The following is a 15,658-nucleotide window of genomic DNA, read 5'->3' as shown; positions in this document are numbered from 1 at the left end:
TTTTTCAACCCTACCACAACCTGATGGCAACAGGAGCAAAGACTCTTGTGGGCTCGTTTGACTTTAAAAAAGGATCAACACAATGAACAAGATTGAATTGAAAACGCCTTATTTGGTGTTTCTGGGCGATGCAAATGATCTTCTAATGGCGAAAGTAGCTAAAGGTGTGGCTCACTGGCGACCAGAAAAGTGTCTGGCGCAATATCGACTTCCGGGCGCAAAAGCAGACCTCGGCATCGCTGAAATGTCACCGCGCGAAGCGGCTGCGTGCGGCGCGAAAACCTTTATTCTTGGACTTGCTCCCGTAGGTGGCACGTTGCCACTGGCTTGGATTGACATCTTAATTGAAGCGATGGAGTCGGGAATGGACGTCGCAAGTGGTTTACACATGCGCCTAAACGACATCCCTGAACTGGTTGCAGCGGCTGAACGTACGGGGCAAAAACTATTGGATGTTCGCGTGCCTCAAGGGCCAATGGTATGTGGCACAGGCCTTCCGCGCACTGGTAAACGTCTGCTGAGCGTTGGTACTGATTGCTGTGTTGGAAAAATGTTTACCACGCTAGCGATTCATCGAGAGATGGAAAAACGCGGTATACCGGCAACGTTCCGCGCCACTGGCCAAACCGGTATTCTTATTGAAGGCAGTGGTGTGCCTGTAGATGCCGTGGTTTCCGACTTCATTTCTGGCATGGTTGAAACGCTCTCTCCAGATAACGCACCAGAACATTGGGACATTATCGAAGGGCAGGGCTCACTTCTGCATCCAGCTTATGCGGGGGTAAGCTTGGGCTTGTTACATGGTGCTCAAGCGGATGTGATCATCGTTTGTCACGAGGCTGGTCGCACGCAAATGGATGAAATGGAAGGTTACAGAGTGCCTGATCTACAAACGGTTATCGACATTAACCTTACGATGGGCCGCGTGACGAACCCGAATATTCGTCTGGGTGGTATCGCGCTGAACACGGTGAATTTGAGTGAAGAAGAGGCACTCGCTGAAATCGCACGCATTGAGAAACAATTTGGTGTACCTGTGGTCGACCCTGTCCGTACAGGCGTGGCGAAAATTGTCGATGGCATCGAAGAGGTTTGCTATGCGTAAGATGAGTGTGCGCGTTGAAAGGTGGCCACTGCATGAGCCATTTGTCATTTCACGCATGGATCCAATGCTGCATGGTGAAGTAGTGGTGGTTGAGATTGAACAAGATGGACTCGTAGGACGTGGCGAGTGCGAACGGATGAATGTCTTCGAGCCCGATTACCCTTACGATGTCTTGGCGGATGTTGAGTCTGTTGTTCAAGCAGTAGAGTCGGGTATCAGCCGTGAAGAACTCGGTGAGTTGTTACCATCTGCTGCGCCACGCAATGCCGTTGACTGTGCTTTATTTGAATTGGAAGCCAAGCTAAAACAGCAACCAGCATGGCAAATGGCGGGTTTTAGTGACGCACCTCAGCCAGTAACAACGGTATTCACTTTATCACTCGATAGTGCTGAAAAAATGGGCAAAGCGGCTGAAGCGCAAAAACATCGCCCAATTCTGAAGCTAAAACTCGGTCGCGACGGTGACTTAGAACGTGTCCGTGCAGTACGTGAGGCAGCGCCTAATACCCGTTTGGTGATTGATGCCAACACCGGTTGGAGCTTTGCGCAGCTGTGTGAGTACTTGCCAGTTCTCGCTGAACTCGGTGTGGAAATGGTTGAGCAGCCGTTGTCGTTCGAAGAAGAGCACTTACTGGAAACGATCACGCCGTTGTTGCCCATTACCGCGGATGAGTCTTGTATTGATCGTTCCTCGTTAGCTGCTTTGAAAGGACGCTATCAGGCGGTGAATATTAAACTGGACAAAACCGGTGGCATGACAGAAGCATTGGCTTTGCTTAAAGATGCGCAGGAGATGGGCTTTGAAGTGATGGTCGGCTGCATGATTGGGACTTCTCTTGCTATGGCTCCGGCACTGCTTCTCGCTCAACAAGCTCGATGGGTCGATATTGATGGGCCACTTTTGTTATCAGAAGACAGAACACCTGCGCTCAATTATTGCGAGAGCGTAGTCGAGCCGACAGAAGGTGTATGGGGATAAGACTGCAGCCTGACGTATATCTACTGTCTAACTTTTATCTCGTTCAAAGCCATGGTCAAGTACCATGGCTTTTTTGTTATTTTGGCGAGTGCGAATTCCTGATCGTATAAATTAGCCATAGTGACGCTTGGCTTAGGCCTCCGAGGGACAGGTAATTTCTTGTAACCATTTATTGACTTCGAATGCATTGGCTCCGCATGGTCAAATGATGATGAGGTCTCGTAAGTGCAGGAGTCGCATTGAAAGCAATGTTGCATGTCATTTGGTAGGATGTTGTTCTTTTTATAAGTTAACTGGTTGTTAGAGCTAAAAAATGGCGTTCAGCACTCCCTAAGTTGCAACTATGTTGATAAGATGACGGCGACGATTATGTAAAGAAGGCAAAATTACATCGGCAAAGAGAGCAATGCTGCTGACTTACAGCGCATTTTAGTTCTTTGTCTCGGGGAATCGATTGCTTTGGCTGACTTGATTAAAAACCGTGTATGAAACGGAAAGCAAACTATACATCCACAGTAAAGACTGATGTAATACCTTCGAGCTTCAATATTTGTGCGAGTAGCGCTGAGTAAAAGACTGTATATGAAAAAAATTATCTCCTTGGCTGTGTTAATTAGCCTAGCAGGGTGTGTTACGACATCTACTAGTAATCCTGTTTTATCGGATGTACACGTAGAAAAGTGTGAAGAGCTCGGTAGACTAGTCGTCACTCAAGATAAAGAGTTCCAACCATCAATGTCAGTGTCATCGCTCGTTTTAAACCAATTGCCAGTTGTTGCTGAAGATTTTAAGGGTGGTGTTCTGACCTGTAGTGTTGTCGGAGCTACTGATACGGGTTACGCCATTGCGTATGACGAGAGTTCAGAGATTTATCTACACCGCAGGTTTAGTGGCAACAACAAGACTGCAGTTCTGGCTAGCCTGACCGAGCAAGTGGCACAAGAAGAGCAAAGACGCCAAAATTTAGAGCGCGAGAAAAGAGAACAAGAACAAGCTGCTAAACGTCAGGCCATGATAGATGAACGCATTCAGTTTTGTTTGGACTTTGGGGCAAAATACGCTGATATCCTTAAAGGGCACGGCATGAGAGTTGATAACGTGTCAGTATACGACTCGTGGAACAGCGGTGAATCCGTCACTTGTGTTAATAGTTACGACGGTTACTGGGTCGATGATATTAATGAAAAGGGTACCGAACAAGTGAGAGAACAGCATGTTATCAATAAGAAAACGGGAGAGTATCAAACGATTTTTCGCTGATAATCGACCGTTAGATTAGGCCGAAACCTTAGATTACTCAGATTTCTATCTGTTTGCCCAAGCCTAATTCTAAAGGCAAAGATAGACAATCACATTGGATGAAGGGTTACCAGTTGGACAATGGATTCAGAATCCATTCTGTTCGAACACGGTAACCCTCGCTTTAGTTTGAGAACGGTTAAGCCAATAGTTCTCTTCTAACGATGTCTGCCCCGGCACTTAGGGCATTAAGTTTGCCTCTCGCTATTTGTCGAGACAACGGTGCCATGCCGCAGTTGGTGCAAGGGTAAAGCTTATCGGCATCAACAAACTCAAGTGCTTTTCTCAACGTATCGGCGACTTCCTCTGGTGTCTCAATCGTATCGGTTGCGACATCAATTGCCCCAACCATCACTTTTTTACCGCGAAGAAGCCCGAGCAACTCGATAGGCACACGAGAGTTGTGACATTCTAATGAGATGATATCGATATTAGATTTTTGCAGCTTTGGAAAAACTTCTTCGTATTGACGCCACTCTGAGCCCAACGTTTTTTTCCAGTCGGTATTGGCTTTGATGCCATAGCCATAGCATATGTGGACAACCGTTTCACATTTCAGGCCTTCAATGGCTCTTTCTAATGCTGCGATGCCCCAATCATTGACTTCGTCAAAGAACACATTAAACGCAGGCTCATCAAACTGGATGATGTCCACACCCGCAGCTTCGAGCTCTTTTGCTTCTTGGTTGAGTATTTTTGCAAATTCCCAAGCCAGTTTTTCACGACTTTTATAATGATCATCGTACAGCGTATCGATCATCGTCATAGGACCTGGCAATGCCCATTTGATGGGTTTATCGGTCTGCTGGCGCAAGAACTTAGCATCTTCAACAAAAACTGGCTTTTGGCGAGAAACAGGGCCCACTACGGTTGGAACACTCGCATCATAGCGATCACGAATTTTAACCGTTTTGCGATTCTCAAAATCAACGCCACTGAGATGCTCAATAAACGTCGTTACAAAGTGTTGTCGCGTTTGTTCGCCATCGCTAACAATATCAATGTCTGCGAATTGTTGTTCTTGTAAAGAAATACGTAACGCATCTTCTTTACCGGCAGTAAGTTCTTCACCTTGTAATTTCCAAGGTGACCAAAGTGTTTCAGGTTGAGCGAGCCAAGAAGGTTTAGGTAAACTGCCTGACGTCGAAGTAGGTAATAATTTTTTCATAATAAAGGCTGCTGTCTATATTCGTTGATTATAAAGCGTAGTTAACTGACCAATTCTCAAGAATTGTTTTATATGGTTTGATGAAATGTTCTTCAGTAAACTTGCCCTGTTGAATAGCTAACTGACCACGTTCTTCTCGGTCATAAACAATTTGAGTTAATGAATGATCCAGGTTATTTAAATTTGGCTGATAGCGCTTTCCTGCCGTCGAATTAGCATTATAAATCTCAGGACGGTATATTTTCTGGAAGGTCTCCATCGTACTGATCGTACTAATGAGCTCAAGATTGGTGTAATCATTGAGCAGATCACCAAAAAAGTAGAAAGCTAAAGGCGCGACACTATTTGGTGGCATAAAATAGCGAACCTGTAAGCCCATTTTCTTGAAGTACTGTTCAGTCAAAGAAGACTCATTAGGTTGGTACTCAAAGCCCAGCACAGGGTGATGGTTCTCTGTACGTTGATAGACTTTGTTGTCTGAAACACTCAAACAGATAACCGGCGTTTTTTTGAAATTCTTCTTGTAAGTATCTGAATCTACGAAGCTCTTGAATATCTTGCCATGCAAATCGCCAAAGTTATCTGGAATGCTAAATTGATTTTGGTTCTTGTTATGATCCAAAAGTAATACGCTAAAATCATAATCACGAACATAAGAAGAAAAGTTATTGCCAACAATGCCTTCAATACGCTCATTAGTTTTATGATCAACAAAGTTCGTTTTTAAGATTTCAATTGAAGGGAAGGTTTGACCGCTGCCTTCAATATCCAGATCAACAGAAATTATTTCCAGTTCGACTGAATAACGATCGCCAGCGGGATTATCCCAGCTCGCTAAGGCGTTAAATCGATTGTTAATCATCTTTAAGGTGTTGCGTAAGTTCTCTTGACGACTCTCACCTCTTGCCAAGTTAGCAAAGTTTGTCGTGATACGTGTGTTATCAGAAGGCTGATAATTTTCATCAAAGCAAATGCTATTAATCGTAAATGTAAAGTCTTTATTCATTTTGAGCTGACATCCTATACCTAAGGTAAACCTGAACTTATTCCTAGCTATCTCTGTTCTTTCTAAATTTTTTCTGACGTTATGTATGTTGTTAGTGACAAAAAATCGAGTAGAGATTCAAATTCAATATTATTATGAGTTATAGATAGAGTGTTTTTTATACCCTTCGTGCTACATGAATCAAAACGCTTTTACTTAATGTGGCACATGAAAAATATTCATGGTGTGGCATAGAGAGGAGGGAGAGGCTCAATAATTTTCTTGTTCTCAGGGTTAAATCTGCTTAATCAAAGCTCGTAAGTCCCAAGCGCGACGATCACGACAGAGAGATTGATCTCTGCAAGAATGCTGTTATCATTTCAAATAGTTTGAATTCAAATAATATTAATTGAAGTTATTATGAGCAGATTAAAATTCGGTATACAATTTTCGATTACCTCCCGTTTATGGCGAAGACACATCGACCATCGACTAGCTCAGGTAGGTTTTACCGATGTGAGTTGGTCACCGCTTTTGCACTTAGACGAGTTTGGTGATGGTATCAGCCAAAAAGCGTTGGCATCTTCTGTTGGCATAGAAGGCTCATCACTGGTTCGCCTTCTCGATAGCTTAGAAAAGAAAGGCTTAATCACTCGCCAAGCCGACCAACATGATCGTCGGACAAAACGAATTTATTTAACGGATGAGGGTCGCCAGCAGGTTTCGGTGTTACGTGGCCATTTGCAAGAAATTGAAGAAGATATGCTGTCTGATATTTCTGATGAGGAGATAGACACCATGCTGGGCGTATTGAATAAGTTAACCACTCGTTTCAAGAGTTAAGTAGTGAGAGGCCGAATGCTGGAGAGATTAGTACACTGGGGATTCGATACCAGCCGTCTTAGTTTTGCGTTTAGGACGGCCGTTGCGTCTTGCGTGGCGTTAATTATTGGATGGTTACTCGGGTTAGATCACCCATCCTGGGCGGCGATGTCTGTTTGGGCTGCCTCCCAGCCAGGGCGGGGAATGCTGATAGAGAAAGGGCTATTCCGTATTCTGGGGACACTTATCGGTACGCTAGTTGGGTTGGCTTTAATGCATTTTTGCGGTGAACAGTTATTTTTGCTGGTTATCGGCCTGGCATTATGGGTTGGTCTATGTACAGCCGCAGGTAATGTTATCCATGGTTTGTTTAGCTACTGTACCTTACTGTCTGGCTATTCTGCTTCACTGGTTGTGCTTTTAAGTCAGGTCAACCACCAAAGTATCTGGACGCTTGGCGCGGACCGCCTTCTCACAGTTCTCACTGGTGTCATTGTGGCACTTGTGGTCGGCCTTGTGTTTGCCCATCGAAGTGACGAGGACGCGCTGATCTGGCGACTTCGAACTCTGACGGTATCCGTACTGCGTGCATTGCAGCAACAGGTTCGACAAGAGCCGCTCTCTCAGTCTGTCGAACAACTTCTATTGGAAGCTTCACAAATTGAAGAAGCGTTAGATCCACACAGCGCAGGCTCACTTCGTTCTCGTCGTGCCGTCCAATCCATGCGTGCTGTGGTGTTTGCGCATGTTTCTCTCTTAACGATACTGGCCGAAAAGCGTCCTGTTCTTCGCAATGATGAGCTGGCGGATTACTTACAAAAAGTCATTGATGCGCATGATCTGAAATCTCCTCTTGAGCAAGTGGTATCTAACCTGACTTATGCCATTCAAGCCTGTAACACACCTCATTTCGCTCAGGGACTGGCTGAACTAAAACAAGCGTTATCTGGTAGGCACGCATTTAATCAACACGGTCGAATGACTACCACACAATCGCCTTATCACGTTGTACTTCATCGTGATTGGGTAAGTGCTTTGCAGGCTATGTATCGCACTAGTGCGCTTATCCTTATTGCGGGTTCAGGTTGGGCGATTACCGGCTCGCCGATTGGGGCATACGTTTTACTCGGAACATCTGTAATGGTGACGCTGTTCTCTACCTTTGAGAGTCCGGCACTTATTATGAAACACATCACCTTATGGCAAGTGGTGGCAGTGGCTGCAACTGCTATCTGTCAATTGTTGTTGTGGCCATTGGCGAACTCGGAATGGCAAATGCTAGTTATGATGGTTCCGTTTATTTTGCTCATCACACTTCCGTTTGCTTACCCTAAGGTGATGTCAGGTTCGATGGATTATGTGATGATCTTTTTGTTGCTCTCGACACCAAGTTTGCCTTATACCCCTGATGCAGGTGAAATGGCCATCAAAGGCGTCGCAATCATCGCCGGACCGACACTGGCATTACTCGCATTTAAGCTTATCTTTCCGACCAATTTGCTTCGCAGACAACAAGTGCTCATGCAGGCGATGTGGCGTTCTCTTTCCTCTCTAGCTTCAGATACTACGTCTTTCCCGTTTTGGCAGGCGCGTATGAAACACAGAGTTGTTAGGCTAACGAGTATGACTCGAAAAACCAGTCTGGACTGGCCGCAGCATGGTCGCGCAGGACTCGGGCTTCTGATGCTTGGTCAGTGTGTTGAAAACTTGCGCCGAGAAGCAGTAGAGTCGCCAGAAGGGTATCATCAGTCACGGCATCAGGTTTGGTGTAAGCGCCTGCAACACGCATTACGTCAGTCACCACAAGACACGTTAGCGCTATTACATCGCTATGCTGAGATGGAGAAATATCGAACGCCGCTCCTCAGTGCGCAGGCTTCAGGTGCGGCGGAAGAGTTGGCACAAACTCAGCCACTTTGGTGTCGTTGGGTCGGGTAATTTGTAGGTTTATGATTAGACTGACTATGATGCAGTAACTCAGGTTGTCTGGCTTATATCGCCAGATTACCCTGAGTTACTGCGTAGTCACTTTGATAGGCTTCTAGGTTAAAGGCTTCTCGGATCGCCAAGTGCGAGTGCCACTTTTGACGCTGGCGGTTTACCTAATGCGCGGCAAATTTGCCAGCCTGCTTCATTGACAGCGTTAAGATCAACGCCCGTGTCAATACCAAGTTGCTCACACAGATAAAGCACGTCCTCTGTTGCGACATTGCCACTCGCTCCTTTTGCGTAAGGGCAGCCTCCCAAACCTGCAACGGCGCTATCAACGGTGTTAATTCCCATTAATAAAGCTTGGTAGATGTTGGCCAATGCCTGCCCGTAAGTATCGTGAAAATGTACTGCGAGCGCATCTTTTGGTAGTTGCGTTAACAGCGAATCAAGCATGGCAATAACGCGATTTGGGGTTGCTTTACCGACAGTATCGCCCAGAGAAATTTCATAACATCCCATATCAAACAGCGTATTCGCTACCGCGGTGGTTTGCTCTGGTTTGATTTCGCCCTCGTAGGGGCAAACCACGGTGCAGGATAAATACCCACGCACAGGAATGTTATGCTGCTGTGCTAACGCGATCACAGGTTCAAACCGCGCGAGGCTTTCCGCAATACTGCAGTTAATGTTCTTCTGGCTGAACGCTTCAGAAGCGGAGCCAAATACTGCAATCTGCTTTACGCCACTTTCCAGTGCTCGTTCTAAACCTGCTAAATTGGGTGTGAGCGCGCTGTAAACCACGTCTGGTTGTTGAGTTATTCCCGCAAATACCTGATCAGAATCGGCCATTTGTGGCACCCATTTCGGTGAGACGAAAGAACCCGCTTCAATGTGTTTTAACCCGCTGAGGCTCAATTGATCGATTAAGCGGACTTTATCCACCAACGTCACTGCGGTTTCATTTTGCAGGCCGTCGCGAGCGCCAACTTCGACGATATTAACCTTCGCTGGTAGCATACTCGCGCTCCTTATCGACACAGACATTCTCTGATGCCGAAGCTAAATGCAGCAGTATCGAACCATGCTGTACTTGGTCTCCATGCTGATAAAAGATCTCATCAACAGTGGCAGCTACCGGAGCGGTGATGGTGTACTCCATCTTCATCGCTTCGAGAACTAACAATGGATCGCCAGCCGCCACTTCGTCACCTTTATTCACCATGACAGCGGAGATTATGCCGTTAAGTGGCGCGGTTGGGCTAAGCTCATCCTCTTTGCCTTTTGGTGATTCAAAGCTTGGTTGGTGCGCAAATGTACGTTGAAGACCAAGATAAAACAGCGTCGTTTTCTGCTCGTCGTTGAGTGCATTAAAGATGTAACGCACCTCATCAATATCAACGATGAATTGTCCATCTTTTTCAAGCAGGCAAACCTGATGTACTTGAACACCACATTGAATCGTAAATTGGTCAGGATGCTGGAAACCGGACTCCTTAGCAGAATGGTGTAAGCGTACTTGATGGTTAGCCGTTGCATCCGTGAAATTAAATCGATACACGTTCTCAACCGACAGCCTAAAACCTTGCTTAGTAGGGGACGGTAATGATGAATCGCCAGACGTCGAGGTGATATCGTTCCAGCGCGCAATCGCGGCCAATGTGAGCCAGATCGAATCAGACACGTTTTGTTGCTCGTTAATGCCTTGCTGGTGTTGGACCAAGAATCCGGTATCAAGCTTAACATCAGCAAAGGCTGGCTGCGAAATAATGCTGTGCAGATAACCAATATTGGTGGTGACGCCACGCACGTGATACTGAGTTAAAGCCTGTTTAAGCTGTTTGAGAGCAATGTCGCGCGTTTGACCCCAGACGATCAGTTTACTGATCATCGGATCGTAGTACTCGCTAATGGCATCGCCTTGTGTGACACCGCTATCGACACGCACACACGCCAAGCGAACATTGCTGTCTGAGACGGGTTCTTTCAAGTAATCAATGCGGCCAGTCGACGGCATAAAGTCATTCTCGGCGTCTTCGGCGTAAATTCGTAGCTCGATTGAATGACCGTTATGCGTGATTTCGTTTTGTGAGATAGGCAAACGCTCGCCAGCCGCAACGTTGAACTGCCATTCAACGAGATCAACACCTGTTATCAATTCAGTGACTGGGTGTTCAACTTGCAGACGGGTATTCATCTCCATGAAGTAGAACTGACCACGGCTATCAAGTAAGAATTCAACCGTACCAGCGCCAACGTAGTCGATCGCCTGAGCGGCCTGAACAGCGGCTTCACCCATTTGTTTACGCAGTTCATCACTCAGACCGGGAGCAGGCGCTTCTTCGACGACTTTTTGGTGACGACGCTGAATGGAACAATCGCGATCAGAAAGATAAACGCAGTTGCCATGGTGATCGGCGAATACCTGCACTTCCACGTGGCGCGGCTGCAATATGCATTTTTCGATAAGAAGCTGTTTGTCGCCAAAGCTTGAAAGTGCTTCGCGCTGCGCACCGTCAATGGCTAACGGCATTTCAGCCGCACTGCTGACCACTCGCATGCCTTTACCGCCACCACCTTGAGTCGCTTTTAGCATTACCGGGTAACCGATTTTTTCCGCTTCTGCTAATAAATGCTCTACGCTGTTGTCTGTGCCGTGATAGCCGGGAACCAATGGTACGTTCGCCTCTGACATGATTGCTTTGGCTTGAGATTTAGAACCCATAGCCTCGATTGCGCTGGTGGAAGGGCCAATAAATACAATGCCATTTTCACTGCACGCTTTCGCCAGTTTCGGGTTCTCCGACAGAAAGCCGTAGCCAGGGTGAATAGCATCGGCTTGCCATTTCTTTGCAGCACCGATGATGGCATCAATGTCCAGATATGACTCACTCGCCGGAGCGGGGCCAATAAATTCGGCAAAGTCCGCATGTTTGACGTGCAGGCTGTTGCGATCGGCCTCGGAATAGACGGCAACGGTTTCGATGGCCATGCTTTTTGCGGTTTTAATGATTCGGCATGCGATTTCACCGCGATTTGCAATCAGTATTCTTTTAAACATGATTCCTCCAATGAGTGGCACGCTTTTCGAAAAAAGCAGTCAGGCCTTCTTGTCCTTCTGCGGATACCCGAGCAGCAGCTATCGCTTGGCTGGTGTATTCAATTAATGAGTGGTCGATAGGTTGGTTATCACAGCGTAAACAAAGTGCTTTTGCCGCCTGCATGGCTTGCGGACCATTATTAATCAGGTGATCAACTATACGATTGACCGCCTCTTTTGGCTGTGGATCGATTTGATGAAGAATGTTCATCGAAAGCGCAGTTTCGGCATCAATCAGTTCCGCGGTTAAAAAATAGCGTCGGCTTTGTCGTTGTCCAATCGCTCGGATTACGTAAGGTCCGATGGTCGCGGGCAATAACCCGAGTTTCACTTCACTCAAACAGAAGCGGCTCTCAGGTGTGCCAATGGCAATATCGCAGCAGCAAATCAGCCCAAGCGCACCACCAAATGCTGCGCCATGTACCATGGCAATTGTTGGTTTACTGAAGGTATCCAGCGTATGCAAAAGTTTTGCTAGTTGCTGTGCATCTTGCAGGTTTTCACTTTTGGTTTTGGTTGCCATTGACTGCATCCAGCCAAGATCAGCCCCCGCAGAAAAGTGTTTTCCCTGTGCAGTTAACACCAGTGCACGGATAGAATCTTCCTTTTCGAGTTGCTCTAGTGTCTCAATCAGTGAGGCAATCAATTCGTCATTAAACGCGTTGTGTTTTTCTGGCCGATTCAGGCTCAACCAGGCAACGCCATTGCTGTCTTTTTCAAGCAGTAGTCCGGTCATGTGACTTCCTTTGTCTGACATTTAAGTCTGATATTCCAATACTCGCTAGTCAGCACTTTATTCATCATTGATGGATAGCGAGGAGTTAAGGTTTGCTTTGTATCCGACTACATACGGAAGATGCCAAATTTGCTGTCTGGTATCGGTGCATTAAGCGCAGCAGACAGCGCAATGCCGACAACATCTCGGGTTTTCGCGGGATCAATAATGCCGTCGTCCCACAGACGAGCACTGGCGTAATAAGCGTGGCTTTGCGTCTGATATTGCTCCGCAATTGGGCGCTTGAACGCTTCCTCTTCCTCTGCGCTCCAGCTTTCACCTTTGCGCGTTTTAATATCACGGGTCACTTGCGCCATTACGCCCGCAGCTTGCTCGCCACCCATAACGGAAATACGCGCATTTGGCCACATCCACATCATGGTTGGATCATAAGCTCGGCCGCACATACCGTAGTTACCTGCGCCATACGATCCACCAATAACAACGGTAAATTTAGGCACGTCTGCACATGCCACAGCGGTCACCATTTTTGCGCCATGCTTAGCGATGCCTTCTGCCTCGTATTTTTGACCGACCATAAAGCCTGTTATGTTCTGCAAAAAGAGAAGTGGAATTTTGCGCTGTGCACACAGCTCAATAAAATGGGCGCCTTTTTGTGCCGACTCAGAAAATAGAATGCCGTTGTTAGCAACGATCCCAATCGGCATTCCGTGGATATGAGCAAAGCCGCAGACTAAGGTTTCACCGAATAAGGCTTTAAATTCATCGAACTGGGAGTCATCGACGATTCGAGCAATTACTTCTTTTACATCAAACGGCTTTTTAAGATCGGTACCGACGATGCCGTAAAGCTCCTGCGCAGAGAAACGTGGTTCTTGTGGCGCTTTTTGCTTAAGTTGAATCGGCTTTAAGTGGTTGATTTGTGAAACGGCCTGTCTTGCGAGCTCTAACGCATGGTGATCGTTTTCTGCATAATAGTCGGCTACGCCAGACGTACGGCAGTGAACATCGGCACCGCCCAGATCTTCAGCACTTACTTCTTCACCAGTCGCTGCTTTTACAAGAGGTGGACCCGCTAAAAAGATCGTACCTTGCTCTTTTACGATGATGGAAACATCACACATGGCAGGAACGTAAGCACCGCCAGCGGTACACAGCCCCATCACCACAGCAATTTGTGGGATGCCTTTGGCCGACATACGGGCTTGATTGTAGAAAATACGGCCGAAGTGGTCTTTGTCTGGAAATACTTCATCTTGGCGAGGCAGGTTAGCGCCGCCAGAATCGACTAAGTAAACACACGGTATTTGGCATTTTTCTGCAATTTCCTGAGCTCTTAAGTGCTTTTTAACGGTAAGTGGATAGTAACTGCCGCCTTTTACCGTCACGTCGTTAGCGACGATCATGCACTCTGTGCCGTCTATCACACCCACACCTGCAACCACTCCGGCGCATGGAACGTAATCAGGGTACACATCCCAGCCAGCAAACTGACCGATTTCTAAAAAGGACGAACCTGGATCGAGTAGGGCCAGAATGCGCTCTCGAGCAGGGAGCTTGCCTTTCTTCTGCTGATGTTCTCGCGCTTTTTCGCCGCCACCGTCCTCTATTTGCGCGGTCACGGTATAAAGTTGATCCACAAGTGACGCCATAGAACGGTAGTTTTCCTGATACTGCTCTGAGTGGGTATTAATATTGGTCGTCAAACAAGCCATAAATAGCCGATCTCCATTCGGAGTGACAGGCACAGATTGCCTGTCACCAATTTAGGTTGAATAATGAAAAGTGTTGAGTCAGTCCGCCTGGGGTTGAATGATAACTAGGCGCTTTCGTTAAACAATTCGCGACCAATAAGCATGCGTCGGATTTCCGAAGTACCCGCGCCGATTTCGTACAGCTTGGCATCACGAAGCAGACGACCCGTATCAAACTCATTGATATAACCGTTTCCACCGAGCAACTGAATCGCATCCAAAGCCATTTTGGTTGCCAGTTCCGCGCTGTAGAGAATCGCACCAGCGGAGTCTTTACGTGTGGTTTCACCGCGATCACAAGCGGCTGCCACAGCATATACGTAGGCTTTAGCAGCATTCATTTGTGTGTACATATCCGCGATTTTCGCTTGCACAAGCTGGAATTCGCCAATGGATTTGCCGAACTGTTTACGGTCGTGGATATATGGCACAACGATATCCATACATGCCTGCATAATGCCAAGCGGGCCGCCGGCAAGCACAACGCGTTCGTAGTCCAAACCGCTCATCAACACTTTCACGCCTTGGTTTTCTTCACCAAGAATGTTTTCAGCAGGGACTTCGCAGTTTTGGAATACCAATTCACAAGTGTTCGAACCGCGCATACCTAATTTGTCGAGCTTTTGCGCTTGAGTGAATCCAGGGTACTCACGTTCTACGATAAAGGCCGTGATGCCTTTGGAGTGCTGGCTTGGATCGGTTTTGGCGTAGACAACATAGGTGTGTGCATCCGGACCGTTAGTGATCCACATTTTGTTGCCATTTAGCAGGAAGATATCGCCTTTACGTTCGGCTTTGAGCTGCATGGATACCACATCGGAACCTGCGCCAGGCTCGCTCATTGCTAGCGCGCCAATATGTTCACCGGAGATAAGTTTAGGCAGATATTTCTCTTTTTGAGCTTGTGTCCCGTTGCGGTGGATTTGGTTAACACAAAGGTTGGAGTGCGCACCGTAGCTTAAAGCAACCGAAGCTGATGCCCGGCTGATTTCTTCCATCGCTATCACGTGGGCGAGGTAGCCCATGTTTGCGCCACCAAACTCTTCGCTGGTGGTCACACCTAAAAGACCCATTTCACCTAATTTGGACCAAAGATGGTTTGGAAAGTCGTTAGATTGGTCGATAGATTGCGCGAGAGGCGCAATTTCTCTTGCAGCAAAACTATTGATTTGCTCGCGAAGCAAATCGGTATTTTCGTCATAAACAAAGTTTAGGGAAGAGTAGGTAGATTTCATTGCGTGTCCTTGCCTTTACGTCACCTACATCCCAGTGCTGAGGTGTCAGGTGACTTTTTCGCCTTTCATGGATCTCAGTGTGTTTTGGCATCGCAACTGCGCAGCATTTAATTCCATCATTACCGCTTGAATGTCATTCGCCTGCTGTTGCAATGCTGCCTTCTTCTCTTCGATCAACCGAATCATATAGTTCAACTGCTCAGTACTTTGATCGGTATCGTAGAGTTCAAACAACTCTTTGATATCTGCAAGAGAAAAGCCTAATCGCTTACCTCGCAAAATCAGTTTTAGTCGAATTCGATCGCGACCATTGTAGATTCGAGTGTTGCCTTTACGTTCTGGAGTTAGCAGACCTAAATCTTCGTAAAAGCGAATACTTCGGGTTGTAATATCGAACTCCTTAGCGAGCTCACTGATCTTAAATGTATTCATTCTTTAACCTTACGACTTTCGTATAACATTTATCCGAATATACAATTCGTTAACGTTAAAGTAAACAACTAGTGAACACTCTTGAGCCTTGATATTACTGACGTTTACCCGAAA

Annotated in this window: 13 protein-coding genes; 5 read left to right on the top strand and 8 right to left on the bottom strand. The window is 46.7% G+C overall.

The genetic code is table 11. The features are described from left to right. Positions 1 to 82 precede the first annotated feature (82 nt). The 3 genes from dgcN (at position 83) to VER99_RS15835 (ending at position 3,344) form a co-directional block, all read left to right on the top strand. On the top strand, positions 83 to 1,105 hold the full coding sequence (dgcN, locus tag VER99_RS15845) for an N-acetyltransferase DgcN (RefSeq protein WP_020333776.1): 1,023 nt from the start codon (positions 83 to 85) through the stop codon (positions 1,103 to 1,105). Then, positions 1,098 to 2,084 carry an N-acetyl-D-Glu racemase DgcA gene (dgcA, locus tag VER99_RS15840; protein ID WP_014233961.1) on the top strand — a complete coding sequence of 329 codons (987 nt, stop codon included), beginning with the start codon at positions 1,098 to 1,100 and terminating at the stop codon, positions 2,082 to 2,084. Before dgcN ends, dgcA begins: the two co-directional genes overlap by 8 nt. Positions 2,085 to 2,666: 582 nt before the next feature. Then, entirely contained in the window at positions 2,667 to 3,344 is a 678-nt protein-coding gene (locus tag VER99_RS15835) for a hypothetical protein (protein ID WP_014233962.1), read from the top strand. Positions 3,345 to 3,522: 178 nt separating this feature from the next. Here VER99_RS15835 and VER99_RS15830 read toward each other — a convergent pair whose 3' ends face one another. Together VER99_RS15830 and VER99_RS15825 are read right to left on the bottom strand one after the other, a co-directional pair. Beyond that, positions 3,523 to 4,551: a methionine synthase gene (locus VER99_RS15830; protein WP_014233963.1), complete on the bottom strand. Its 1,029-nt coding sequence runs from the start codon at positions 4,549 to 4,551 to the stop codon at positions 3,523 to 3,525. A gap of 28 nt (positions 4,552 to 4,579) precedes the next feature. Continuing rightward, a complete protein-coding gene (locus tag VER99_RS15825; RefSeq protein WP_020333777.1) occupies positions 4,580 to 5,557 on the bottom strand; it encodes a DUF1852 domain-containing protein in 978 nt (325 codons plus the stop codon). A gap of 399 nt (positions 5,558 to 5,956) precedes the next feature. On the opposite strand from VER99_RS15825, the gene VER99_RS15820 reads away from it, so the two are divergent. After that, the gene (locus VER99_RS15820; protein ID WP_020333778.1) at positions 5,957 to 6,379 is read left to right on the top strand and encodes a MarR family transcriptional regulator; all 423 of its coding nucleotides are present in this window, start codon (positions 5,957 to 5,959) and stop codon (positions 6,377 to 6,379) included. A 15-nt stretch (positions 6,380 to 6,394) separates the two neighbouring features. Then, positions 6,395 to 8,296, top strand: a complete 1,902-nt coding sequence (locus tag VER99_RS15815; protein WP_024372587.1) for an FUSC family protein — start codon at positions 6,395 to 6,397, stop codon at positions 8,294 to 8,296. Between the two features lie 108 nt (positions 8,297 to 8,404). Here the strand turns inward: VER99_RS15815 and VER99_RS15810 are convergent, their stop codons facing one another. The 6 genes from VER99_RS15810 to VER99_RS15785 form a co-directional block, all read right to left on the bottom strand. Further along, positions 8,405 to 9,307: a hydroxymethylglutaryl-CoA lyase gene (locus VER99_RS15810; RefSeq protein WP_020333780.1), complete on the bottom strand. Its 903-nt coding sequence runs from the start codon at positions 9,305 to 9,307 to the stop codon at positions 8,405 to 8,407. Then, entirely contained in the window at positions 9,288 to 11,348 is a 2,061-nt protein-coding gene (locus VER99_RS15805) for an acetyl/propionyl/methylcrotonyl-CoA carboxylase subunit alpha (RefSeq protein ID WP_020333781.1), read from the bottom strand. Before VER99_RS15805 ends, VER99_RS15810 begins: the two co-directional genes overlap by 20 nt. Next, the gene (locus VER99_RS15800; RefSeq protein ID WP_020333782.1) at positions 11,341 to 12,123 is read right to left on the bottom strand and encodes an enoyl-CoA hydratase-related protein; all 783 of its coding nucleotides are present in this window, start codon (positions 12,121 to 12,123) and stop codon (positions 11,341 to 11,343) included. Before VER99_RS15800 ends, VER99_RS15805 begins: the two co-directional genes overlap by 8 nt. 107 nt (positions 12,124 to 12,230) lie before the next feature. Beyond that, positions 12,231 to 13,838 carry a carboxyl transferase domain-containing protein gene (locus VER99_RS15795; protein ID WP_020333783.1) on the bottom strand — a complete coding sequence of 536 codons (1,608 nt, stop codon included), beginning with the start codon at positions 13,836 to 13,838 and terminating at the stop codon, positions 12,231 to 12,233. 104 nt (positions 13,839 to 13,942) lie between these two features. Continuing rightward, positions 13,943 to 15,112 carry an isovaleryl-CoA dehydrogenase gene (locus VER99_RS15790; protein ID WP_014233971.1) on the bottom strand — a complete coding sequence of 390 codons (1,170 nt, stop codon included), beginning with the start codon at positions 15,110 to 15,112 and terminating at the stop codon, positions 13,943 to 13,945. 45 nt (positions 15,113 to 15,157) lie between these two features. Then, positions 15,158 to 15,544, bottom strand: coding sequence for a MerR family transcriptional regulator (locus VER99_RS15785; protein WP_005373242.1), 387 nt, complete (start codon positions 15,542 to 15,544; stop codon positions 15,158 to 15,160). Positions 15,545 to 15,658 lie beyond the last annotated feature (114 nt).

It is taken from the genome of Vibrio natriegens NBRC 15636 = ATCC 14048 = DSM 759, from assembly GCF_035621455.1.
GTDB lineage: Bacteria > Pseudomonadota > Gammaproteobacteria > Enterobacterales > Vibrionaceae > Vibrio > Vibrio natriegens.
The sequence above is the reverse complement of the archived record's forward strand: the minus strand, read 5'-3'. Positions and strand labels throughout refer to the sequence as shown.

Coding starts and splice junctions, on each gene's coding strand:
- VER99_RS15790 (WP_014233971.1), bottom strand. CDS start 15,112: ATGAAATCTACCTACTCTTCCCTAAACTTTGTTTATGACGAAAATACC.
- VER99_RS15820 (WP_020333778.1), top strand. CDS start 5,957: ATGAGCAGATTAAAATTCGGTATACAATTTTCGATTACCTCCCGTTTA.
- VER99_RS15835 (WP_014233962.1), top strand. CDS start 2,667: ATGAAAAAAATTATCTCCTTGGCTGTGTTAATTAGCCTAGCAGGGTGT.
- dgcN (WP_020333776.1), top strand. CDS start 83: ATGAACAAGATTGAATTGAAAACGCCTTATTTGGTGTTTCTGGGCGAT.
- VER99_RS15805 (WP_020333781.1), bottom strand. CDS start 11,348: ATGTTTAAAAGAATACTGATTGCAAATCGCGGTGAAATCGCATGCCGA.
- VER99_RS15795 (WP_020333783.1), bottom strand. CDS start 13,838: ATGGCTTGTTTGACGACCAATATTAATACCCACTCAGAGCAGTATCAG.
- VER99_RS15815 (WP_024372587.1), top strand. CDS start 6,395: ATGCTGGAGAGATTAGTACACTGGGGATTCGATACCAGCCGTCTTAGT.
- VER99_RS15810 (WP_020333780.1), bottom strand. CDS start 9,307: ATGCTACCAGCGAAGGTTAATATCGTCGAAGTTGGCGCTCGCGACGGC.
- dgcA (WP_014233961.1), top strand. CDS start 1,098: ATGCGTAAGATGAGTGTGCGCGTTGAAAGGTGGCCACTGCATGAGCCA.
- VER99_RS15830 (WP_014233963.1), bottom strand. CDS start 4,551: ATGAAAAAATTATTACCTACTTCGACGTCAGGCAGTTTACCTAAACCT.
- VER99_RS15800 (WP_020333782.1), bottom strand. CDS start 12,123: ATGACCGGACTACTGCTTGAAAAAGACAGCAATGGCGTTGCCTGGTTG.
- VER99_RS15785 (WP_005373242.1), bottom strand. CDS start 15,544: ATGAATACATTTAAGATCAGTGAGCTCGCTAAGGAGTTCGATATTACA.
- VER99_RS15825 (WP_020333777.1), bottom strand. CDS start 5,557: ATGAATAAAGACTTTACATTTACGATTAATAGCATTTGCTTTGATGAA.